The organism is Streptomyces sp. NPDC003697 (assembly GCF_053587115.1).
The window spans coordinates 82099-104332 of record NZ_JBSFNN010000005.1; the positions used below are offsets into that span (position 1 = coordinate 82099).

Annotated in this window: 17 protein-coding genes; 16 read left to right on the plus strand and 1 reads right to left on the minus strand. The window is 70.6% G+C overall.

What is annotated here, in order from left to right; translation table 11 throughout:
- Positions 1-35: 35 nt before the first annotated feature.
- Positions 36-1319, plus strand: a complete 1284-nt coding sequence (locus ACWDNY_RS03435) for a geranylgeranyl reductase family protein (RefSeq protein WP_451644015.1) — start codon at positions 36-38, stop codon at positions 1317-1319.
- A 403-nt stretch (positions 1320-1722) separates the two neighbouring features.
- On the opposite strand, the gene ACWDNY_RS03440 is transcribed toward ACWDNY_RS03435, so the two are convergent.
- On the minus strand, positions 1723-2538 hold the full coding sequence (locus ACWDNY_RS03440; protein WP_451644016.1) for a C40 family peptidase: 816 nt from the start codon (positions 2536-2538) through the stop codon (positions 1723-1725).
- A 1132-nt stretch (positions 2539-3670) separates the two neighbouring features.
- Between ACWDNY_RS03440 and ACWDNY_RS03445 the strand changes: the two genes are divergently transcribed.
- The 15 genes from ACWDNY_RS03445 to recQ all read left to right on the plus strand — a co-directional run bounded on the left by ACWDNY_RS03445 (position 3671) and on the right by recQ (position 22147).
- Complete coding sequence (locus tag ACWDNY_RS03445; RefSeq protein WP_007383963.1) at positions 3671-4030, plus strand: NADH-quinone oxidoreductase subunit A; 360 nt, start codon at positions 3671-3673, stop codon at positions 4028-4030.
- A gap of 16 nt (positions 4031-4046) precedes the next feature.
- Positions 4047-4601 carry a NuoB/complex I 20 kDa subunit family protein gene (locus ACWDNY_RS03450; protein ID WP_126885586.1) on the plus strand — a complete coding sequence of 185 codons (555 nt, stop codon included), beginning with the start codon at positions 4047-4049 and terminating at the stop codon, positions 4599-4601.
- Positions 4598-5368 (plus strand): NADH-quinone oxidoreductase subunit C, encoded by a 771-nt coding sequence (locus ACWDNY_RS03455; protein WP_451644018.1) that lies wholly within the window; start codon positions 4598-4600, stop codon positions 5366-5368. The genes ACWDNY_RS03450 and ACWDNY_RS03455 overlap by 4 nt, the downstream gene beginning before the upstream one ends.
- A 62-nt stretch (positions 5369-5430) precedes the next feature.
- On the plus strand, positions 5431-6798 hold the full coding sequence (locus ACWDNY_RS03460) for an NADH-quinone oxidoreductase subunit D (RefSeq protein WP_451644067.1): 1368 nt from the start codon (positions 5431-5433) through the stop codon (positions 6796-6798).
- Positions 6795-7712, plus strand: a complete 918-nt coding sequence (nuoE, locus tag ACWDNY_RS03465; RefSeq protein WP_451644019.1) for an NADH-quinone oxidoreductase subunit NuoE — start codon at positions 6795-6797, stop codon at positions 7710-7712. Before ACWDNY_RS03460 ends, nuoE begins: the two co-directional genes overlap by 4 nt.
- Complete coding sequence (gene nuoF / locus ACWDNY_RS03470) at positions 7709-9094, plus strand: NADH-quinone oxidoreductase subunit NuoF (protein WP_451644020.1); 1386 nt, start codon at positions 7709-7711, stop codon at positions 9092-9094. Before nuoE ends, nuoF begins: the two co-directional genes overlap by 4 nt.
- Positions 9091-11595 carry an NADH-quinone oxidoreductase subunit G gene (locus ACWDNY_RS03475; protein ID WP_451644021.1) on the plus strand — a complete coding sequence of 835 codons (2505 nt, stop codon included), beginning with the start codon at positions 9091-9093 and terminating at the stop codon, positions 11593-11595. Before nuoF ends, ACWDNY_RS03475 begins: the two co-directional genes overlap by 4 nt.
- Positions 11592-12959 carry an NADH-quinone oxidoreductase subunit NuoH gene (gene nuoH / locus ACWDNY_RS03480; RefSeq protein WP_451644022.1) on the plus strand — a complete coding sequence of 456 codons (1368 nt, stop codon included), beginning with the start codon at positions 11592-11594 and terminating at the stop codon, positions 12957-12959. The genes ACWDNY_RS03475 and nuoH overlap by 4 nt, the downstream gene beginning before the upstream one ends.
- Positions 12952-13602 (plus strand): NADH-quinone oxidoreductase subunit NuoI, encoded by a 651-nt coding sequence (gene nuoI, locus ACWDNY_RS03485; RefSeq protein WP_451644023.1) that lies wholly within the window; start codon positions 12952-12954, stop codon positions 13600-13602. The genes nuoH and nuoI overlap by 8 nt, the downstream gene beginning before the upstream one ends.
- Positions 13599-14441 (plus strand): NADH-quinone oxidoreductase subunit J, encoded by an 843-nt coding sequence (locus ACWDNY_RS03490; RefSeq protein WP_451644024.1) that lies wholly within the window; start codon positions 13599-13601, stop codon positions 14439-14441. Before nuoI ends, ACWDNY_RS03490 begins: the two co-directional genes overlap by 4 nt.
- Positions 14438-14737 carry an NADH-quinone oxidoreductase subunit NuoK gene (gene nuoK, locus ACWDNY_RS03495; protein WP_451644025.1) on the plus strand — a complete coding sequence of 100 codons (300 nt, stop codon included), beginning with the start codon at positions 14438-14440 and terminating at the stop codon, positions 14735-14737. Before ACWDNY_RS03490 ends, nuoK begins: the two co-directional genes overlap by 4 nt.
- Positions 14738-14752: 15 nt before the next feature.
- Positions 14753-16699: an NADH-quinone oxidoreductase subunit L gene (gene nuoL, locus ACWDNY_RS03500; protein WP_451644026.1), complete on the plus strand. Its 1947-nt coding sequence runs from the start codon at positions 14753-14755 to the stop codon at positions 16697-16699.
- Positions 16700-16704: 5 nt separating this feature from the next.
- Positions 16705-18276 (plus strand): NADH-quinone oxidoreductase subunit M, encoded by a 1572-nt coding sequence (locus ACWDNY_RS03505; protein WP_451644027.1) that lies wholly within the window; start codon positions 16705-16707, stop codon positions 18274-18276.
- A complete protein-coding gene (gene nuoN, locus ACWDNY_RS03510) occupies positions 18273-19922 on the plus strand; it encodes an NADH-quinone oxidoreductase subunit NuoN (RefSeq protein ID WP_451644028.1) in 1650 nt (549 codons plus the stop codon). Before ACWDNY_RS03505 ends, nuoN begins: the two co-directional genes overlap by 4 nt.
- A 269-nt stretch (positions 19923-20191) precedes the next feature.
- Complete coding sequence (recQ, locus tag ACWDNY_RS03515; protein WP_451644029.1) at positions 20192-22147, plus strand: DNA helicase RecQ; 1956 nt, start codon at positions 20192-20194, stop codon at positions 22145-22147.
- Positions 22148-22234 lie beyond the last annotated feature (87 nt).

The following is a 22234-nucleotide window of genomic DNA, read 5'->3' on the forward strand; positions in this document are numbered from 1 at the left end:
CGGCACGCAGATTTCGAACCTGGGGAGATCCCGCCGTGACCGAGCCCCTCTCCGACAACAGCGCCGATGTGATCGTCGTGGGCGCGGGGCCAGCCGGCTCCACCACCGCGTACCACCTGGCCCGGGCCGGACTCGACGTACTCCTGCTGGAGAAGACCGAGTTCCCGCGGGAAAAGGTCTGCGGGGACGGACTCACCCCGCGCGCCGTCAAGCAGCTCGTGGCCATGGGCATCGACGTCTCGGAGGAGGCCGGCTGGCTGCGCAACAAGGGGCTGCGCATCATCGGCGGCGGCGTCCGCCTGCAGCTGGACTGGCCGGATCTGGCCTCCTTCCCCGACTACGGACTCGTGCGCAAGCGCGACGACTTCGACGAGCAGCTCGCCCGGCAGGCGCAGAAGGCCGGCGCGCGCCTGTACGAGCGCTGCAACGTCTCCGGCCCGATCGTCGACGACCGCACCGGCCGCATCACCGGTGTCACCGCCCGGCTCGGCGAGGAGAAGCGGGAGGTCGCCTTCCATGCGCCGCTCGTCGTCGCCGCCGACGGCAACTCCACCCGGCTCTCGCTGGCGATGGGCCTGCACCGCCGGGAGGACCGCCCGATGGGCGTCGCCGTGCGGACGTACTTCACCAGCCCGCGGCACGACGACGACTACCTGGAGTCCTGGCTGGAGTTGTGGGACCGGCGCGGCCCGCAGGACCGGCTGCTGCCCGGCTACGGCTGGATCTTCGGCATGGGCGACGGCACCTCCAACGTCGGCCTCGGCGTGCTCAACACCTCCGACTCCTTCAAGGAGTTGGACTGGCGCGAGGTCCTGAAGGCCTGGTGCGCGTCGATGCCGGAGGACTGGGGCTACACCCCGGAGAACATGACCGGCCCGATCCGCGGCGCCGCGCTGCCCATGGCCTTCAACCGCCAGCCGCACTACACGAAGGGCCTGCTGCTCGTCGGCGACGCGGGCGGCCTGGTGAACCCCTTCAACGGCGAGGGCATCGCCTACGCCATGGAGTCCGGCCAGATCGCCGCGGACGTCATCGTCCAGGCGCATGCCCGTTCGACGCCGGGCCAGCGCGAACTCGCCCTGCAGCGCTACCCGCGGGTCCTGAAGGACACCTACGGCGGCTACTACACGCTGGGCCGCGCCTTCGTGAAGCTCATCGGCAACCCGAAGGTCATGCAGATCGCCGCCCAGCGCGGTCTGACCCACCCGCTGCTGATGAAGTTCACCCTCAAGCTCCTCGCGAACCTCACCGACCCGACCGGCGGTGACGCGATGGACCGCATCATCAACGGACTGAGCAGGGTGGCGCCGAAGGCGTGAGCGAGCGGGCCCGCCGGGACGCGAAGGCGTGATCGGCGGGCCCGCCGGGACGTGCGAAGGGGCGCCCGCCTGCCGGGCGCCCCTTCACCGTTCCGCAGGCCCGCCGCCGGCGCCCGCGCCTTCTGCTCCCATGTCCGGTCCTACGGCGACGTGAGCCTCGCCGGGGACACCGCCCGGTCGGCCGTGGAGAACGCGCGCGTCGCCGGTGCGGCCGATCCGTACGACCACCAGCGCGGCACCCGCGGGCCGGATCAGCCCGCGCCCGTGGATCCTGCCGGGCGCACCTCGGCGGTCCCCGCTCCGGGGCGAGGAGGAGGAGCCGCGGCCCCTGGGCATGCCGGAGGGGCCGCAGTCCCCGAGCGACTGCGGCCCCTCACCCCGTACGGCTGACGCGTGGACGTCCTCAGAGCACCCGCACCGCGCCGGTGGGCGGGTCGTACGACAGCGGCCTCTCCACGACACCGGTGGAGGAGTTCTGCGCGCCGACGAACATGCCGTCACCCACGTACACCGCGACGTGGTAGGCGCTGCCCGCGCCGCCCCAGTAGAGGATGTCGCCCGGCTGCAGGTTGGACAGCGACACCTGGGTGCCGGCCGTCGACTGGTCCTGCGACACGCGCGGCAGGTTGACGCCGATCTGCTTGAACGCGGTCTGCACCAGGCCCGAGCAGTCGTAGGCGGACGGGCCGGTGGCGCCGGAGACATAGGCCTTGCCGACCTGCGCCTTGACGAAGCTGACGATCGAGGCGGCCGAGCCGGTCGCCGCGGAGGTGGTGGTGGAGCCGGAGGAGGCGCTCACCGCGGCGGCCAGCGTGGTCCGCTCGGTGCTGCGCGAGGCGCGCTCGGCGGCGGCCTTGCGGGCGGCGGCCTCGGCGGCCTTCCGCTTCGCCTCGGCCTTCTTCTTCGCCTCGGCGAGGTCCGCCTTGGCCTGCTTCGCGGCCTGCGCGGCGGCCGCGTCGCGCTCGGCCCGCAGCTCGTAGTTGGCGGCGGTCTGCTGGGTGGCGTCCGCCGACTCGGCGACCTGAGCGGCCAGGTCGGTCGTCAGGACGGGCATTTCGATGGTCTGCGTCACCGGCTCGGCGGCACTCGCCGACGAGGCCGACGCGCCGGCGACTGCCATGGTGCTGAGAACACCACTGGCAACTCCGGCCCGCATCGCGATCTTCGACGCGTTACGGCGGGGCTTCCGGTGGCTGCGTATGTGAGCGGTGTGGGACATGGGAACAACCGGTACCAGGGGCTCCTTCATATCTACAAGGAACGTGGAGTGCGCCACATTTACTCAATCGGCAGCGCGAAACCCGGTGCCGTTGTTCTTTATTGACGCCTTAACGGACATTGCGGACGTCGATGATCATGCCTTTGATCATGGTGTTTCGCTGTTACGCCCGAATTGCCCCGCGCCTACCACTGGTTGGGGTCGTTGGCCAAGCCCGGTTCTCAGACAGCTCTCATCAGTGTGACGGATGTCACGCAAAGGCGGCCAGGGGAAGGCGTCTGCGTGCGGTCGGACAGGAGTGGTGTGCCGTCGGGTCCGGCGAGTCGTCGGGCTCGCAGGGATCCTGACGGAGAATCAGCGGTTTGGGCGGCCTTCTGGCTCTCTGTGATCTTTTGTGTCGAACGAGGCGGATGTGACCGATGTGGCCACCGTGAGCTCATGTGGCCGATGGGGCGCATGGAAGTCCCGTGGTTCGCCAGGTGGCGTCGACGACCTCTTCGGGCTCTGTCCGCTCCCCCGTCGTCTTTCTTCTCTTTGCCGCCCTCGCCCTCCCTACTCCCGAACCTTCGCGGCCCCTGCCCCGCCTCGGTGCCCTCCGTGGCCGCCGGCCCGCGGTGACCGGAGGCGGCCGGGAGGGCGCATCCGGGCGCTGACCCCGGCTTGTGAAAGGGGGAGCGTGTCCACTTCGCGGGTCGCTGGTCCCCCTGATGTGTGAAAAGTGGTCCCATACCAAGGGGTTGACTCTGTCCGCCACTTTGCGCCGAGCTGCGGGGGTCTGATAAAGCGCACCCCCTCCGACCAGGCACGACGAGAGCGAATGTGACCGCTGGTGACCGCTCGGGTGCTTCGCGTACGAAGATCACTGCTCATCCGACTTCATGATCGTTCGTCAGGTGGTGGAGATCACAAAGATCGTGGAATACCCCGTGTCGCAGATCACAGACCCGCAGGCATAAGATGCGTGTCAGTTGGGCTTGTGACCTGCTTCACATGTTCCCGATCTTCGCGGGATCAGCGGGGCTCTGGGACGGGGGAGGAGGGGGCTGGCCCGGCGGACCTCCCCCAAGGTCTTGGCTCCGTTCGACCAGGGGGACCCCAAGCAGTCAGTGCCGACTGAGAGGAGCGAGGAGCGGTGAACGCGTATGCGCCCATCCTCGTACTGGGAGCCCTCGGGGCAGGCTTTGCGATCTTCTCCGTGGTCATGGCCACGCTGATCGGTCCGAAGCGGTACAACCGCGCCAAGCTCGAGGCCTACGAGTGCGGCATCGAGCCGACCCCCACACCGGCCGGTGGCGGGCGTTTCCCCATCAAGTACTACCTGACGGCGATGCTCTTCATCGTCTTCGACATCGAGATCGTCTTCCTCTACCCCTGGGCCGTCACCTTCGACGCCCTGGGTGTCTTCGGGCTCGTGGAGATGCTGCTCTTCGTGCTCACCGTCTTCGTCGCGTACGCGTACGTATGGCGGCGCGGCGGCCTGGAATGGGACTGAGGGGCTTGTAAACGACATGGGACTCGAAGAAAAGCTGCCGAGCGGTTTCCTGCTGACCACCGTCGAGCAGGCCGCGGGCTGGGTGCGCAAGGCGTCCGTCTTCCCGGCCACGTTCGGCCTCGCCTGCTGTGCCATCGAGATGATGACCACCGGGGCCGGCCGCTACGACCTGGCGCGCTTCGGCATGGAGGTGTTCCGCGGCTCGCCGCGCCAGGCGGACCTGATGATCGTCGCCGGCCGGGTCAGCCAGAAGATGGCGCCCGTCCTGCGCCAGGTCTACGACCAGATGCCCAACCCGAAATGGGTGATCTCCATGGGCGTCTGCGCCTCCTCGGGCGGCATGTTCAACAACTACGCGATCGTCCAGGGCGTCGACCACATCGTCCCGGTCGACATCTACCTGCCCGGCTGCCCGCCCCGCCCGGAGATGCTGATGGACGCGATCCTCAAGCTCCATCAGAAGATCCAGAGCTCCAAGCTCGGCGTGAACGCTCGGGAGGCGGCCCGCGAGGCGGAGGAGGCGGCGCTCAAGGCCCTGCCCACGATCGAGATGAAGGGGCTGCTGCGGTGAGCGACGCGCACGGCGACGGCACGAACGGTGCGAACGGGCCCGCGAACGGGGTGAACCCCGAGAAGGACCTCTCCGCCGAGAACCTCCCCGGCCGGCGCGGCCGGGGAGGCGAGGAGATCCGCGTCCAGCGCGGCATGTTCGGCGCCAACAACGGCGGGGACACCTCCGGCTACGGGGGCCTGGTCCGCTCGGTCCGGCTCCCGGGACCGGCGAGCCGCCCCTACGGCGGCTGGTTCGACGAGGTCGCCGACGAGCTCGAGGGCGCCCTGGAGGAACAGGGCCTGCTGCCCGGCAACGCGATCGAGAAGACGGTCGTCGACCGCGGCGAACTCACCTTCCACGTCGAACGCGAGCACCTGGTCCGCGTCGCCCGTACCCTGCGCGACGACCCTGCCCTGCGCTTCGAGCTGTGCACCGGCGTCAGCGGCGTCCACTACCCGCACGACAAGGGCCGCGAGCTGCACGCCGTGTACCACCTGCGCTCGATCACCCACAACCGGCTGGTCCGCCTCGAAGTCAGCGCCCCCGACAGCGAGCCGCACATCCCGTCGCTGGTCTCCGTCTATCCGACGAACGACTGGCACGAGCGGGAGACCTACGACTTCTTCGGGATCGTCTTCGACGGTCACCCGGCCCTGACGCGGATCATGATGCCGGACGACTGGCAGGGCCATCCGCAGCGCAAGGACTACCCCCTCGGCGGCATCCCCGTCGAGTACAAGGGCGCCCAGATCCCGGCTCCGGACCAGCGGAGGTCGTACTCGTGAGCACTCCCAACCCGTCGCCCGGCCACCACCCCTCAACGAGTCCCTCCGGGACCACCTCCTCGATGGCATCCGCCCGCCCCTCGCCCGACCCCCACTCCCCGACGGGTGCCCCCGGGGCGCAGAGTTCCGCCCGGGAGACGACGGAGGGCACCGTCTACACCGTCACCGGCGGCGACTGGGACGAGGTCGTCCAGTCCGCGGCCCGCGCCGACGACGAGCGCATCGTCGTCAACATGGGCCCGCAGCACCCGTCCACGCACGGGGTGCTCCGCCTGATCCTGGAGATCGAGGGCGAGACCGTCACCGAGGCCCGCTGCGGCATCGGATACCTGCACACCGGCATCGAGAAGAACCTCGAGTTCCGCACGTGGACGCAGGGCACCACCTTCGTGACGCGCATGGACTACCTGACGTCCTTCTTCAACGAGACCGCCTACTGCCTCGCCGTCGAGAGGCTCCTCGGCATCGACGACCAGATCACCGAGCGGGCCAAGATCATCCGGGTGCTCCTGATGGAGCTGAACCGGCTGTCGTCCCACCTGGTCTGCATCGCCACCGGCGGCATGGAGCTGGGCGCCACCACGATCATGATCTACGGCTTCCGCGATCGTGAAATGATTCTCGACCTCTACGAACTGATCACGGGCCTGCGGATGAACCACGCGTACATCCGGCCCGGCGGACTCGCGCAGGACCTGCCGCCCGGCGCGGTGGACCAGATCCGCGAGTTCGTGAAGAAGATGAAGAAGAACCTCCCGGAGTACGACAAGCTCGCCACCGGGAACCCCGTCTTCAAGGCCCGTATGCAGGACATCGGCTACCTCGACCTGGCCGGCTGCATGGCCCTCGGCGCCACCGGCCCCATCCTGCGCGCCACCGGCCTGCCGCACGACCTGCGCAAGACCCAGCCGTACTGCGACTACGAGACGTACGACTTCGACGTCCCGACCGCCGACAGCTGCGACGCCTACGGCCGCTTCCTGATCCGCCTGGAGGAGATGCGCCAGTCGCTCGGGATCGTCGAGCAGTGCCTGGACCGGCTCCAGCCCGGCCCGGTCATGGTCGCCGACAAGAAGATCGCCTGGCCCGCCCAGCTCGCCCTGGGACCCGACGGCCTCGGCAACTCCCTCGACCACATCAAGAAGATCATGGGCACCTCCATGGAGGCCCTGATCCACCACTTCAAGCTGGTCACCGAGGGCTTCCGTGTCCCGCCGGGACAGGCCTACGCGGCGGTCGAGTCGCCCAAGGGCGAACTCGGCGTGCACGCCGTGTCCGACGGCGGCACCCGCCCCTACCGGGTCCACTTCCGCGACCCGTCCTTCACCAACCTGCAGGCCATGGCGGCGATGTGCGAGGGCGGCCAGGTCGCCGACGTGATCGTCGCCGTGGCGTCCATCGACCCCGTGATGGGAGGCGTCGACCGGTGACCACCAGTTCCTCGGAGCGGGGCGTCAGCCTGGGCATGCCCGAACTGCCCGCGCCCGACTACCCGGACGACGTCCGGACCCGGCTGGAGGCCGACGCGCGGGAGATCATCGCCCGCTACCCGGACTCACGGTCCGCGCTGCTGCCCCTGCTGCACCTGGTGCAGTCGGAGGAGGGGCACGTCACGCGCACCGGCATGCGGTTCTGCGCGGAGGTGCTCGGCCTGACCACGGCCGAGGTCACCGCCGTCGCCACCTTCTACACCATGTACCGGCGCCGGCCCTCCGGCGACTACCAGGTGGGCGTGTGCACCAACACCCTGTGCGCGGTGATGGGCGGCGACGCGATCTTCGAGAGCCTCCAGGAGCACCTCGGCGTAGGCAACGGCGGGACCACCGACGACGGCAAGGTCACCCTGGAGCACATCGAGTGCAACGCGGCCTGCGACTACGCGCCGGTCGTGATGGTCAACTGGGAGTTCTTCGACAACCAGACCCCGGCGAGCGCCAAGCGCCTCGTCGACGACCTCCGGGCGGGACGGCCCGTGTCGCCCACGCGCGGCGCGCCCCTGTGCACCTTCAAGGAGACCGCCCGGATCCTGGCCGGCTTCCCCGACGAGCGTGAGGGGGCGACGGAGGCCGGCGGCAGCGCCGGACCCGCCTCGCTGGTGGGCCTGCGGCTGGCCAGGGGAGAGGCCGCGCCCGCGCGCGTGGTCCACCCGCGCGACGGCGGACCGCACGACGAGCCCCACGGCGCCGTGCACCAGCCGTCGCCCGCCGAACACCTGAGCTCGCACGACGCGCCGCAGGACACGTCGGCCTCCGACCCCGCCCACCCGTCGCCCACGACCCGTGACGGAGGGACCCCGCCCGGCCCCTCCGGCGCCGAGGCGCCTACCGCAGAGGAGGGGGAGTGATGACGTTGGCGACCGAGGACGGAGGCACCACCCGCCCCGGCAAGTTCGAGGGCGGCGCGGAGAACAGCCCGGAGAAGCTGCTCGCACCCGTGCTGTCCGCCTTCTGGGACGAGGACGGGTCCTGGACGCTGGACGTGTACCGACGGCACGAGGGCTACGAGGGGCTGCGCAAGGCGCTCACGATGTCCCCGGACGAGGTCATCGCGTACGTCAAGGAATCCGGGCTGCGCGGACGCGGCGGCGCCGGCTTCCCCACCGGCATGAAGTGGCAGTTCATCCCCCAGGGGGACGGCAAGCCGCACTACCTCGTCGTCAACGCCGACGAGTCGGAGCCGGGGACCTGCAAGGACATCCCGCTGCTGTTCGCGAACCCGCACAGCCTCATCGAGGGCATCGTCATCGCCTGCTACGCCATCAGGTCGTCGCACGCCTTCATCTATCTGCGCGGTGAGGTCGTGCCCGTGCTGCGGCGGCTGCACTCGGCCGTCAGCGAGGCCTACGCGGCGGGCTACCTCGGCAAGAACGTCCTCGGCAGCGGACTCGACCTCGACCTGACCGTGCACGCGGGCGCCGGAGCGTACATCTGCGGCGAGGAGACCGCGCTGCTCGACTCGCTCGAGGGCCGCCGCGGCCAGCCGCGGCTGCGTCCCCCCTTCCCCGCCGTCGCGGGCCTGTACGCGTGCCCGACCGTGGTGAACAACGTCGAGTCGATCGCGTCGGTCCCCGCCATCCTGCACCACGGCAAGGACTGGTTCAGGTCCATGGGCAGCGAGAAGTCCCCGGGCTTCACGCTGTACTCGCTCAGCGGCCACGTCGCCAACCCCGGCCAGTACGAGGCCCCGCTCGGCATCACGCTGCGCCAGCTGCTCGACATGAGCGGCGGCATGCGCCCGGGCCATAGGCTGAAGTTCTGGACCCCGGGCGGCTCCTCGACGCCGATGTTCACCGAGGAGCACCTCGACGTCCCGCTCGACTACGAAGGGGTCGGGGCCGCCGGCTCGATGCTCGGCACCAAGGCCCTGCAGTGCTTCGACGAGACGACCTGCGTGGTGCGGGCGGTGACCCGCTGGACCGAGTTCTACGCCCACGAGTCCTGCGGCAAGTGCACCCCGTGCCGCGAGGGGACGTACTGGCTGGTGCAGCTGCTGCGGGACATCGAGGCCGGCAAGGGCGACCTGTCCGACCTCGACAAGCTGGGCGACATCGCCGACAACATCAACGGCAAGTCCTTCTGCGCCCTCGGCGACGGCGCCGCCTCGCCGATCTTCTCCTCGCTGAAGTACTTCCGCGAGGAGTACGAGCAGCACATCACGGGCCGGGGCTGCCCCTTCGACCCGGCCAGGTCGACGGCCTGGGCAGACCGCACGGAGGTGAACGCATGACCGTGACCACCAGCGCCCCCTCCGGAGGGGGCGGGGCGGCCGTCCCGCCGGAGGACCTCGTCACGCTGACGATCGACGGCGCCGAGATCAGCGTGCCCAAGGGCACCCTGGTCATCCGCGCCGCCGAGCAACTCGGCATCGAGATCCCCCGGTTCTGCGACCACCCCCTGCTCGACCCGGCCGGCGCGTGCCGCCAGTGCATCGTCGAGGTGGAGGGCCAGCGCAAGCCCATGGCGTCCTGCACCATCACGTGCACGGACGGGATGGTCGTGAAGACCCAGCTCACCTCCGCGGTCGCCGAGAAGGCGCAGCACGGCGTGATGGAGCTGCTGCTCATCAACCACCCGCTGGACTGCCCGGTCTGCGACAAGGGCGGCGAGTGCCCGCTGCAGAACCAGGCCATGTCGCACGGCAACGCCGAGTCCCGCTTCGAGGGCCGCAAGCGGACCTACGAGAAGCCCGTCCCGATCTCCACACAGGTGCTGCTCGACCGCGAGCGGTGCGTGCTGTGCGCCCGCTGCACCCGGTTCTCCAACCAGGTCGCGGGCGACCCGATGATCGAGCTGATCGAGCGCGGCGCGCTCCAGCAGGTCGGCACCGGTGAGGGCGACCCGTTCGAGTCGTACTTCTCCGGCAACACCATCCAGATCTGCCCGGTCGGCGCCCTCACCTCGGCGGCGTACCGGTTCCGCTCCCGCCCCTTCGACCTGGTCTCCTCGCCGTCGGTGTGCGAGCACTGCTCCGGCGGCTGCGCCACCCGCACCGACCACCGGCGCGGGAAGGTCATGCGGCGGCTCGCCGCGAACGACCCCGAGGTCAACGAGGAGTGGATCTGCGACAAGGGACGCTTCGCGTTCCGGTACGCGCAGACCAGGGACCGGCTCAGGACGCCCCTGCTGCGCAACCCCGAGGGGGAGCTGGTGCCGGCCTCCTGGCCCGAGGCGCTGCAGATCGCCGCCCAGGGCCTGCTGGCGTCGCGGGGCCGCACCGGCGTCCTCACCGGCGGCCGTCTGACCGTCGAGGACGCCTACGCCTACAGCAAGTTCGCGCGCGTGGCGCTCGACACCAACGACATCGACTTCCGCGCCCGCGTGCACTCCACCGAGGAGGCCGACTTCCTGGCCGCCATGGTCGCCGGCCGCGGACGCGACGTCGACGGCACGGGCGTGACCTACACCTCGCTGGAGAAGGCACCGGCCGTCCTGCTCGTCGGATTCGAGTCCGAGGAGGAGGCCCCCGGCGTCTTCCTGCGCCTGCGCAAGGCCTGGCGCAAGCACGGACAGCAGGTCTTCGCACTGGCCACGCACGCCACGCGCGGCCTCGGCAAGGCGGGCGGCACGCTGCTGCCGGCCGCGCCGGGCACCGAGACCGAGTGGCTCGACGCGCTCGCCGGCGGGGCAGGCCTGGCCGAGGACGGCGCGAAGGCCGCCGGGGCGCTGCGCGCCGAGGGCGCCGTCATCGTCGTCGGGGAGCGGCTGGCCGGCGTGGCCGGCGGCCTCACCGCCGCCGTGCGGGCCGCCGCCGCGACCGGCGCCCGCCTGGTGTGGATCCCGCGCCGGGCCGGTGAGCGCGGCGCCGTCGAGGCGGGCGCGCTGCCGTCGCTGCTGCCCGGCGGCCGTCCGGCCACCGACCCGCGGGCGCGGGAGGAGGTCGCCGCCCTGTGGGGCGTCGCCACGCTGCCGCACCGCTACGGCCGGGACACCGGCCGGATCGTCGAGGCCGCCGCGCAGGGCGACCTCCAGGCACTGCTCGTCGCGGGCGTGGAGATCGCCGACCTGCCCGACCCGGCCCGGGCGCGGGCCGCGCTCGCCGAGGTCGGCTTCCTGGTGTCGCTGGAGCTGCGGCCCAGCGAGGTCACCGAGCACGCCGACGTGGTGCTGCCGGTGGCCGCCGTCGCCGAGAAGGCCGGCGCCTTCCTCAACTGGGAGGGCCGGGTCCGCTTCTTCGAGGCGGCGCTCAAGCCCGACCAGATGACCCACCGCCCGGCCCCGTCCGACGCCCGCGTGCTGCAGATGCTCGCCGACGCGATGGACGTCCACCTGGGACTGCCGGACCTGCGCACCGCCCACGCCGAGCTGGACCGGCTCGGCACCTGGACCGGGCCGCGCGCCTCCGACCCGGTCGAGACGGGGCGTCCGCTGCCCCGGCCCGCCGCGGGTGAGGCGGTGCTCGCGGGGCACCGGCTGCTGCTCGACCTCGGCGTCCTGCAGCAGGGCGACGAGGCGCTCGCCGGGACCCGGCACGCCGCCCGTGCCCGCGTCTCGGCCGCCACGGCCGCCGAGGCGGGCGTCAAGGACGGCGACATCCTCGCCGTGACCGGCCCCGCCGGAGCCGCCGAACTCCCGCTGGAGATCACCGACATGCCCGACCGGGTGGTCTGGCTGCCGCTGAACTCCACCGGCACCGGCGTCGCCTCCGACACCGGGGCGCAGCCCGGCTCCCTCGTCCGCATCGGCCCGGCGACGCTCGCCGGCGAGGCCCCCAAGGAGGTGGAGGCATGAGCCCGTACCTCGCCGCTGAAGACCTCTCGATGTTCGGCACCGATCCCTGGTGGCTGGTCGTCGTCAAGGCGGTCTTCTGCTTCGCGTTCCTGATGGTGACCGTACTGTTCTCCATCGTCTGGGAGCGCAAGGTCGTCGCCTGGATGCAGCTGCGCATCGGCCCGAACCGGCACGGCCCCTGGGGCATGCTCCAGTCGCTCGCCGACGGCGTGAAGCTGATGCTCAAGGAAGACCTCGTCGTCAAGCGCGCCGACAAGGTGGTGTACGTCCTCGCGCCGATCGTCGCGGCCATCCCCGCCTTCATGGCGATCGCGGTGATCCCGTTCGGTCCCGCGGACAACGAGGTGTCGATCTTCGGCCACCGCACCGCGATGCAGCTGACCGACCTGCCGATCGCGATGCTCTACATCCTCGCGGTCGCCTCGGTCGGCATCTACGGCATCGTCCTCGCGGGCTGGAGCTCCGGCTCCACCTACCCGCTGCTGGGCGGCCTGCGCTCGTGCGCGCAGATGATCTCCTACGAGATCGCGATGGGCGCCGCGTTCGCCTCCGTGTTCCTCTACTCGGGGTCGATGTCGACGTCGACGATCGTCGAACAGCAGCATGACCGCTGGTTCATCCTGCTGCTGCCGGTCTCCTTCATCCTCTACGTCGTGACCATGGTCGGCGAGACCAACCGCGCCCCGTTCGACATGCCGGAGTCCGAGGGCGACCTGGTCGGCGGCTTCAACACCGAGTACTCGTCGATCAAGTTCGCGATGTTCATGCTCGCCGAGTACGTGAACATGGTGACGGTCTCGGCCGTGTCGACCACGCTCTTCCTGGGCGGCTGGCGGGCCCCGTGGCCGGTCAGCACTTTCTGGGAGGGCGCGAACCACGGCTGGTGGCCGCTGCTCTGGTTCGTCGTCAAGGTCCAGCTGCTGCTGTTCTTCTTCATCTGGCTGCGCGGCACGCTCCCGCGGGTCCGCTACGACCAGTTGATGAAGCTCGGCTGGAAGGTCCTCATCCCGGTCTCCGTGACCTGGCTGATGCTCGTCGCCACCGTGCGCACCCTCAGGAACGAGCGCTACGACTTCGCCGACATCGCGCTCTACGTCGGCGGCGGTGTCCTGGCCCTCCTGCTGCTGTCCTTCGTCGCCGACCTGTTCCGCGAGAAGGCGAAGGCGGCCGAGGGGCCTGCCGCCGAACCGGCCGCCTTCGACCCGATGGCCGGCGGCTTCCCCGTGCCGCCGCTGCCGGGGCAGGAACTGCCGCCGGTACCGCGGCGCCGCGCGCGGTGGGGAGAACGCGAGCTGATTTCCAGTGGCGGACCGGACACTGACAGTGACGGATCTCTGGAGGGAAAGGAGGCGTCCGATGGCTGAGGAGCCCCAGGAGGCCGGGCGGACGAAGCCCGGCTTCCAGAACCCCGTGGCCGGCTTCGGCGTGACCTTCAAGGCCATGTTCAGGAAGCGGCTGACCGAGCAGTACCCGGAGCAGAAGAAGACCACCGCTCCGCGCTTCCACGGACGGCATCAGCTCAACCGCCATCCGGACGGCCTGGAGAAGTGCGTCGGCTGCGAGCTGTGCGCCTGGGCCTGCCCCGCCGACGCCATCTACGTGGAGGGCGCGGACAACACCGACGAGGAGCGCTACTCGCCCGGTGAGCGGTACGGCCGCGTCTACCAGATCAACTACGCCCGCTGCATCCTGTGCGGCCTGTGCATCGAGGCGTGCCCCACGCGCGCGCTGACGATGACCAACGAGTTCGAGCTGGCCGACTCCAGCCGCGCCGACCTGATCTACACCAAGGAGCAGCTGCTCGCCGGTCTCGACGAGGCCATGGTGGACACGCCGCACGCCCTCTACCCGGGCATGGACGAGCAGGACTACTACCGGGGCCTGGTGACGGAGGCCGCGCCCGGCACGGTGCGCCAGGTCGCCGTCTCCAAGGGCGAGGTGCCGCAGGAGGCGTCGTCCACCTTCGGCACGGACGAGCCGGCCTCCGAGAAGGTGATCGGCCGATGACCGCGCAGCTCGCCGCCTACTCCACCTCCACCGGAGAGGCCTTCCAGTTCTGGGTGCTCGGCACGATCGCGGTGATCGGCGCCCTGTGCACCGTGTTCATGAAGAGGGCCGTGCACAGCGCGCTGTGCCTGGCCGGCACCATGATCGTCCTGGCGGTGTTCTACCTCGCCAACGGAGCCTACTTCCTGGGCGTCGTGCAGATCGTCGTCTACACCGGCGCGATCATGATGCTGTTCCTGTTCGTGGTGATGCTCGTGGGCGTCACCGCCGCGGACTCCCTGAAGGAGACCATCAAGGGCCAGCGCTGGCTCGCCCTGCTGTGCGGGACCGGCTTCGGCGTCCTGCTGATCGCGGGCATCGTCAACGCCTCCCTGAAGGACTTCAACGGCATCGGCCGGGCCAACGCGAATGGCAACGTGGAGGGCCTGGCGTCCCTCCTCTTCACCAAGTACGTCTTCGCCTTCGAGATCACCGGCGCCCTGCTGATCACAGCCGCCGTCGGCGCCATGGTGCTCACGCACCGCGAGCGCACCGAGCGGGCCATGACCCAGCGGGAACTGTCCGAACGACGCGTGCGCGAGGGGACGTACGTGCCCCCGCTGCCGGCGCCCGGTGTCTACGCCCGGCACAACGCGGTGGACATCGCCGGCCTGCTGCCCGACGGCACCCCGTCCGAGCTCACGGTCAGCAAGACCCTGCGCGAGCGGGGCCAGGTCCGTGACGTCTCCACGGAGGCCCTGAACGACCTGCGGGCCATGGAGCAGCGGGCCGAGGACCGGCTGGAGCGGAAGGCGATCGACCCTCCGCACTTCAAGCGGGCCGAGGAGGCGTCGAAGTGAACCCCGTCAACTACCTGTATCTCGCCGCCCTGTTGTTCACGATCGGCGCCACCGGCGTGCTGATCCGGCGCAACGCCATCGTGATCTTCATGTGCATCGAGCTGATGCTGAACGCCTGCAACCTCGCGTTCGTCGCCTTCTCCCGGATGCACGGCAACCTCGACGGCCAGATCATCGCCTTCTTCACGATGGTCGTCGCCGCCGCGGAGGTCGTGGTGGGCCTCGCGATCATCGTGTCGCTGTTCCGTTCCCGCCACTCGGCCTCGGTCGACGACGCCAGCCTGATGAAGCTGTAAGGGGTCGGAAGAATCGTGGAGAACCTGATCGCGCTGCTCATCGCGGCGCCCCTGCTCGGAGCGGCCGTCCTCCTGGTCGGCGGCCGGCGCCTGGACGCCGTCGGCCACTGGCTCGGCACCCTGCTGTCGGCCGCCTCGTTCGTCATCGGCCTGGTGCTCTTCGCGGACCTGCTCGGCAGGAACGCCGAGGACCGCACGCTGATCCAGCACCTGTACACCTGGATCCCGGTCGAGAGCTTCCAGGCGGACGTCGCCTTCCGGCTCGACCAGCTGTCGATGACGTTCGTGCTGCTGATCACCGGCGTCGGCTCCCTGATCCACCTGTACTCGGTCGGGTACATGGAGCACGACGAGCGGCGCCGCCGCTTCTTCGGCTATCTGAACCTGTTCCTCGCGGCGATGCTGCTGCTCGTCCTCGCCGACAACTACCTGCTGCTGTACGTCGGCTGGGAGGGCGTCGGCCTCGCCTCCTACCTGCTGATCGGCTTCTGGCAGCACAAGCCCAGCGCGGCGACCGCGGCGAAGAAGGCCTTCCTGGTCAACCGGGTCGGCGACATGGGCCTGTCGATCGCCATCATGCTGATGTTCACCACGTTCGGGACGTTCGCCTTCGGGCCGGTCCTCGACGGTGCCGCCGACACCTCGGAGGGCCGGCTCACCGCGATCGGCCTGATGCTGCTGCTCGCCGCGTGCGGCAAGTCCGCCCAGGTGCCCCTGCAGTCCTGGCTCGGGGACGCGATGGAGGGCCCGACCCCGGTCTCCGCCCTCATCCACGCCGCGACCATGGTGACCGCGGGCGTCTACCTGATCGTCCGCTCCGCGGCCGTCTTCAACGGTGCCCCCGATGCGCAACTCGTCGTCACCGTCGTCGGCGCCGTCACGCTCCTGTTCGGTGCGATCGTCGGTTGCGCGAAGGACGACATCAAGAAGGCGCTGGCCGGCTCGACCATGTCGCAGATCGGCTACATGGTGCTGGCCGCCGGCCTCGGCCCCATCGGCTACGTCTTCGCCATCATGCACCTGGTCACGCACGGCTTCTTCAAGGCCGGGCTGTTCCTCGGCGCCGGTTCGGTCATGCACGGCATGAACGACGAGGTCGACATGCGCCGCTACGGCGGCCTGCGCAAGTACATGCCGCTGACGTTCGTCACGTTCGGCCTCGGCTACCTCGCCATCATCGGCTTCCCCGGCCTGTCCGGCTTCTTCTCCAAGGACCGGATCATCGAGGCCGCCTTCGCCAAGGGCGGCACCGAGGGCTGGATCCTCGGCGGCGCGGCCCTGCTGGGCGCGGCCATCACCGCGTACTACATGACGCGCGTGATGCTGATGACGTTCTTCGGCGAGGAGCGCTGGCGCGACCGGCCGACCCCGTCCCCGGCCGAGCCGGACGCGGAACCGGCGGCCGAGGAGCGCGGCGCCCACGCGGAGCCGCACCCGCACGAGTCGCCCCGGGTCATGACGATCCCGATGATCGTGCTGGCCGTCGGATCGGTCTTCGGCGGCGCGTTCTTCTCCCTCGGCGACCGCTTCCTGCACTGGCTGGAGCCGGTCACCGGGCACGAGGAGGGCCACCCGCCCGTCAGCGCGCTGACGGTGACCCTGGCCACCATGGTGTGCCTGGTCGTCGGCGTCGCCGTCGCCTACGCCCAGTACGGCCGCAAGCCGGTTCCGGCGGTCGCGCCGCGCGGGTCCCTGCTCACCCGGGCCGCCCGGCGCGACCTGCTCCAGGACGACTTCAACCACGTCGTCCTGGTCCGCGGCGGCGAGCACCTGACGCGCTCGCTGGTGTACCTCGACCACAGCCTGGTCGACGGCGTGGTCAACGGCACGGCGGCCTCGTTCGGCGGGCTGTCCGGGCGGATGCGCCGGCTGCAGAACGGCTTCGTGCGCTCCTACGCGGTCTCGATGTTCGGCGGCGCGGCACTCCTGGCGGCCGCGACCCTGCTGATGAGGGCGGTCTGATACCGATGTCCTTTCCTCTGCTGACAGCGACGGCGGTGCTCCCGGCCGTGGGAGCGATCGCCACGGCCGCCGTGCCGGCCGCGCGCCGCACCGCCGCCAAGTGGCTGGCGCTGCTCTTCTCGCTCGGCACGCTGGCGCTGGCCGCCACCGTCCTGGTCCGCTTCGACCCGGGCGGCGCCCGGTACCAGCTCACCGAGTCGCACTCCTGGATCCCGTCCTTCGGGGTCCGCTACGAGCTGGGCGTGGACGGCATCGCGGTGGCGCTGATCGCGCTGACCGCCCTGCTGATCCCGTTCGTGATCCTCGCCGGCTGGCACGACGCCGACCCCCTGGAGACGGGGAGCCGCCGCTGGCGGCCCACGCAGGGCTTCTTCGCCCTGATCCTCGCCGTCGAGGCGATGGTGGTCATCTCCTTCGAGGCCACCGACGTCTTCCTCTTCTACATCTTCTTCGAAGCCATGCTGATCCCGATGTACTTCCTCATCGGCGGCTTCGGCGACCGTGCCCACCCGCACGGCGAGGAGGCGGCGTCGGCGCAGCGCAGTTACGCGGCGGTGAAGTTCCTCCTCTACAACCTGGTCGGCGGCCTGATCATGCTGGCCGCGGTGATCGGCCTGTACGTGGTCGCCGGGAGCTTCTCGCTCCAGGAGATCGCCCAGGCCCGCGCGAGCGGCTCGCTGGACATGGCGACGAGCACCGAACGCTGGCTGTTCCTCGGCTTCTTCTTCGCCTTCGCGGTGAAGGCGCCGCTGTGGCCGCTGCACACCTGGCTGCCCAACGCCATGCAGGAGTCCACCGCACCGGTCGCCGTCCTCATCACGGCGGTCGTCGACAAGGTGGGCACCTTCGCGATGCTCCGCTTCTGCCTCCAGCTGTTCCCGGGGGCGAGCAGGTGGGCGACGCCCGTCATCCTCGTCCTGGCGCTGATCAGCATCATCTACGGCGCCCTGCTCGCGGTGGGCCAGCGGGACATCAAGCGGCTGGTGGCGTACGCGTCGATCTCGCACTTCGGTTTCATCATCATGGGCATCTTCGCGATGACCAGCCAGGGCCAGTCCGGGGCGACGCTCTACATGGTCAACCACGGCATCTCGACGGCCGCGCTGATGCTGGTCGCCGGATTCCTGATCTCCCGGCGCGGCTCCCGGCTCATCGCCGACTACGGGGGTGTGCAGAAGGTCGCCCCGGTGCTCGCCGGCACCTTCCTGATCGGCGGCCTGGCGACGCTGTCCCTGCCGGGACTGGCGCCGTTCGTCAGTGAGTTCCTGGTCCTGGTCGGCACGTTCACGCGCTACCCGGTCATCGGAGTGATCGCCACCTTCGGCATCGTCCTCGCCGCGCTGTACACCCTCGTCCTCTACCAGCGGACGATGACCGGCCCGGTGAAGGCGGAGGTCTCCGCGATGCCGGACCTGCGAGCGCGGGAGCTGGTGGTCGTCGCCCCGCTGATCGTGCTGCTGATCTTCCTGGGCGTCTACCCGAAGCCCGTCACGGACATCGTCAACCCCGCGGTCAGGCAGACCATGTCCGACGTACACCAGACCGACCCCAAGCCCGAGGTGGAGGCGGCCAAGTGAGCGCAGCAGCCGTCCACAGCCTGTGGACAACCGCGGCCGACCCGATCTCGAAGATCGACGCGCCGAAGATCGAATACGGGCAGCTCTCGCCCACCCTGATCGTCGTGGGCGCGGCGATCGTCGGGGTGCTGGTCGAGGCGTTCGTCCCGCGCAAATCCCGCTACTACGCCCAGATGTTCGTGTCCGTCGTCGCGCTCGTCGCCGCGTTCGCCGCGGTGATCGCGCTCGCGGCCGACGGATACGGCACGACCAGGGCGCACATCGCGGCCATGGGCGCGATCGCGGTCGACGGACCGGCCCTGTTCCTGCAGGGCACGATCCTGCTGGCCGCGCTGGCCGGCCTGTTCACCTTCGCCGAGCGGCGCCTGGACCCCGCCGCGCACGGCAGCCGCGCCGACTCGTTCGCGGCGCAGGCCGCCTCCGTACCGGGCAGCGACAGCGAGAAGGCCGCGGTGAAGGCCGGGTTCACCACCACCGAGGTGTTCCCGCTCCTGCTGTTCGCCGTCTCCGGCATGCTGGTCTTCCCCTCGGCCGACGACCTGCTGACGCTGTTCGTGGCGCTGGAGGTCTTCTCGCTGCCGCTGTACCTGCTGTGCGCCCTGGCCCGCCGCAAGCGGCTCATGTCGCAGGAGGCCGCGGTCAAGTACTTCCTGCTCGGCGCCTTCGCCTCCGCCTTCACCCTGTTCGGCATCGCGCTGCTGTACGGCTACGCCGGCTCGGTGTCGTACGCGACGATCGCCCAGGTCGTCGACGGCAACGTCCCGAGCGTCGACCCGGCGCTGGCGAACACCATGGGCAACGACGCGCTGCTGCTCATCGGCGCCGCCCTGATCGTGATGGGCCTGCTGTTCAAGGTGGGCGCCGTGCCGTTCCACATGTGGACGCCGGACGTCTACCAGGGCGCGCCGACGCCGGTCACCGGGTTCATGGCGGCGGCGACCAAGGTGGCGGCCTTCGGCGCGCTGCTGCGGCTGCTGTACGTCGTGCTGCCGGGGATGCGCTGGGACTGGCGGCCGGTCATGTGGGGCGTCGCCATCGTCACCATGCTGGTCGGTGCGATCGTCGCGATCACGCAGACCGACATCAAGCGTCTGCTGGCCTACTCCTCGATCGCGCACGCGGGCTTCATCCTCGCGGGCGTCATCGCGACCTCGCGGGACGGCGTCTCCTCCGTCCTGTTCTACCTGGCCGCGTACTCCTTCGTGACCATCGGCGCCTTCGCCGTGGTGACCCTGGTGCGCGACGCGGGCGGCGAGGCCACGCACCTGTCCAAGTGGGCCGGCCTGGGTCGCCGATCGCCGCTGGTCGCGGCCGTGTTCGCGGTGTTCCTGCTGGCCTTCGCGGGCATTCCGCTGACCTCCGGCTTCGCCGGGAAGTTCGCCGTGTTCAAGGCGGCGGCGGAGGGCGGCGCGGTCCCGCTGGTCGTGATCGGTGTGATCTCGTCGGCGATCGCGGCGTTCTTCTACATCCGGGTGATCGTGCTGATGTTCTTCAGCGAGCCTCGGCCGGAGGGCCCGACGGTGGCCGTGCCGTCGCCGCTGACGATGACCGCGATCGGCCTCGGCGTCGTGGTCACGCTGGTGCTCGGTGTGGCACCGCAGTACTTCCTGGACCTGGCGAATCAGGCGGGCGTCTTCGTCCGCTGAGGCACGCCGTCCCGTCCGCTGCCGCTGCCCGGCACCTCCGTCAGGGGTGCCGGGCAGCGGCGTGTGTGCGGCAGGTCCGTCGGGGGTGCCGGGCAGCGGCGTGTGCATGGCGGCCTCGGCCCGGGCCGCGGGTGGCGGCGCGTGCGGGCGTACCGGCCGCCTGTGGACAACGGCGGACCCTGTCGGTCCGGACCCCTATCGTGGAGGCAATGGTCGAGGGTCGACGTACGGGGGACGAGACGATGGGCGGGACAGAGGGTGTCACCGACATGCCAGTGACGGAGAGCGAGGCGCTGGCCACGCTGCACCGGGTCTTCGGCTACGAGAGCTTCCGAAGTGAGCAGGAAGCGGTCATCGAGCATGTGGTCACGGGCGGCGACGCCGTCGTCCTCATGCCCACCGGCGGCGGCAAGTCGCTGTGCTACCAGATCCCGGCCCTGGTCAGACCCGGCACGGGCGTGGTCGTCTCGCCGCTCATCGCGCTCATGCAGGACCAGGTGGACGCGCTGCGGGCGCTCGGCGTGCGCGCCGGCTTCGTCAACTCCACCCAGGACTTCGACGAGCGGCGTGTGATGGAGGCGGAGTTCCTGGCCGGCGAGCTGGACCTGCTCTACCTGGCTCCCGAGCGGCTGCGCCTGGACGCCACGCTCGACCTGCTCTCGCGCGGCAAGATCTCCGTCTTCGCGATCGACGAGGCGCACTGCGTGTCGCAGTGGGGCCACGACTTCCGTCCCGACTACCTGGCACTGTCGCTGCTCGGCGAGCGCTGGCCGGACGTGCCCCGGATCGCGCTCACCGCGACCGCCACCCGCGCGACGCACCAGGAGATCACCCAGCGGCTGGGCATGCCGGGGGCCCGGCACTTCGTGTCCAGCTTCGACCGGCCCAACATCCAGTACCGGATCGTGCCGAAGACCGACCCGAAGAAGCAGTTGCTGGGTTTCCTGCGCGAGGAGCATCCGGGCGACGCGGGCATCGTGTACTGCCTGTCGCGCAACTCGGTGGACCGGACGGCGGAGTTCCTCACCCGCAACGGCGTCGAGGCCGTGCCCTACCACGCCGGACTCGACGCGGGCACCCGCGCGGCACACCAGGCCCGCTTCCTGCGCGAGGACGGCCTGGTGGTGGTCGCCACCATCGCCTTCGGCATGGGCATCGACAAGCCCGACGTCCGGTTCGTGGCCCATCTGGACCTGCCCAAGTCCGTGGAGGGCTACTACCAGGAGACCGGGCGCGCCGGCCGGGACGGGCTGCCGTCCACCGCCTGGATGGCGTACGGGCTGAACGACGTCGTCCAGCAGCGCAAGCTGATCCAGTCCGGCGAGGGCGACGAGGCGTTCCGCCGCCGCGCCCAGTCCCACCTCGACGCCATGCTCGCGCTGTGCGAGACGGTCCAGTGCCGCCGCGGGCGGCTGCTGGCCTACTTCGGCCAGGACCCGGACCCGGCCGGCTGCGGCAACTGCGACACCTGCCTGACCCCGCCCGAGACCTGGGACGGCACGGTCGCGGCCCAGAAGGTGCTGTCGACGGTCGTGCGGCTGCAGCGGGAGCGGGGGCAGAAGTTCGGCGCGGGCCAGATCATCGACATCCTGCTCGGCAAGCGCACGGCCAAGGTCATCCAGTTCGACCACGACCAGCTGTCCGTGTTCGGCATCGGCGAGGAGCTCACCGAGGGCGCCTGGCGGGGCGTCGTACGGCAGCTGCTGGCGCAGGGGCTGCTCGCGGTCGAGGGCGAGTACGGCACGCTGGTGCTGACCGAGGCCAGCGGCTCGGTGCTGCGGCGCGAACGGGAGGTGCCGCTGCGCAAGGAGCCGGAGAAGCCGGCCCGGACGTCGGCCTCCCGCGCGGACCGCAGGGTGAGGACCGCCGCGGCCGAACTGCCGGAGGAACTGCAGCCCGCCTTCGAGGCGCTGCGCGCGTGGCGCGCCGAGCGGGCCCGTGAGCAGGGCGTCCCGGCGTACGTCATCTTCCACGACGCCACGCTCCGCGAGATCGTCACCGCCTGGCCGGCGTCGGTGGCGGAGCTGGGCACGGTCGGCGGCGTGGGCGAGAAGAAGCTGGCGACGTACGGGGAAGGGGTGATCGGGGTCCTGGAGGGCCTGCGCGGCCCGTCCGGGGAGGGAGCGGCCCGGGGGAGTGGTGACCCGGGGGGTCCGGAAGAGAGCGCGGGGGAGCCCTGGCCGGAGCAGGACGGGGAGCCGGAGCCGGAGGACGACTGGATGTGACCGGCGGGGCACCGGGGCGTCCCGGTGGGCGTCCGAGTCTGCGCCGGGCGGGGCGCGGGACGCGGTGGCGCGCGGGGGTCGGTCGTC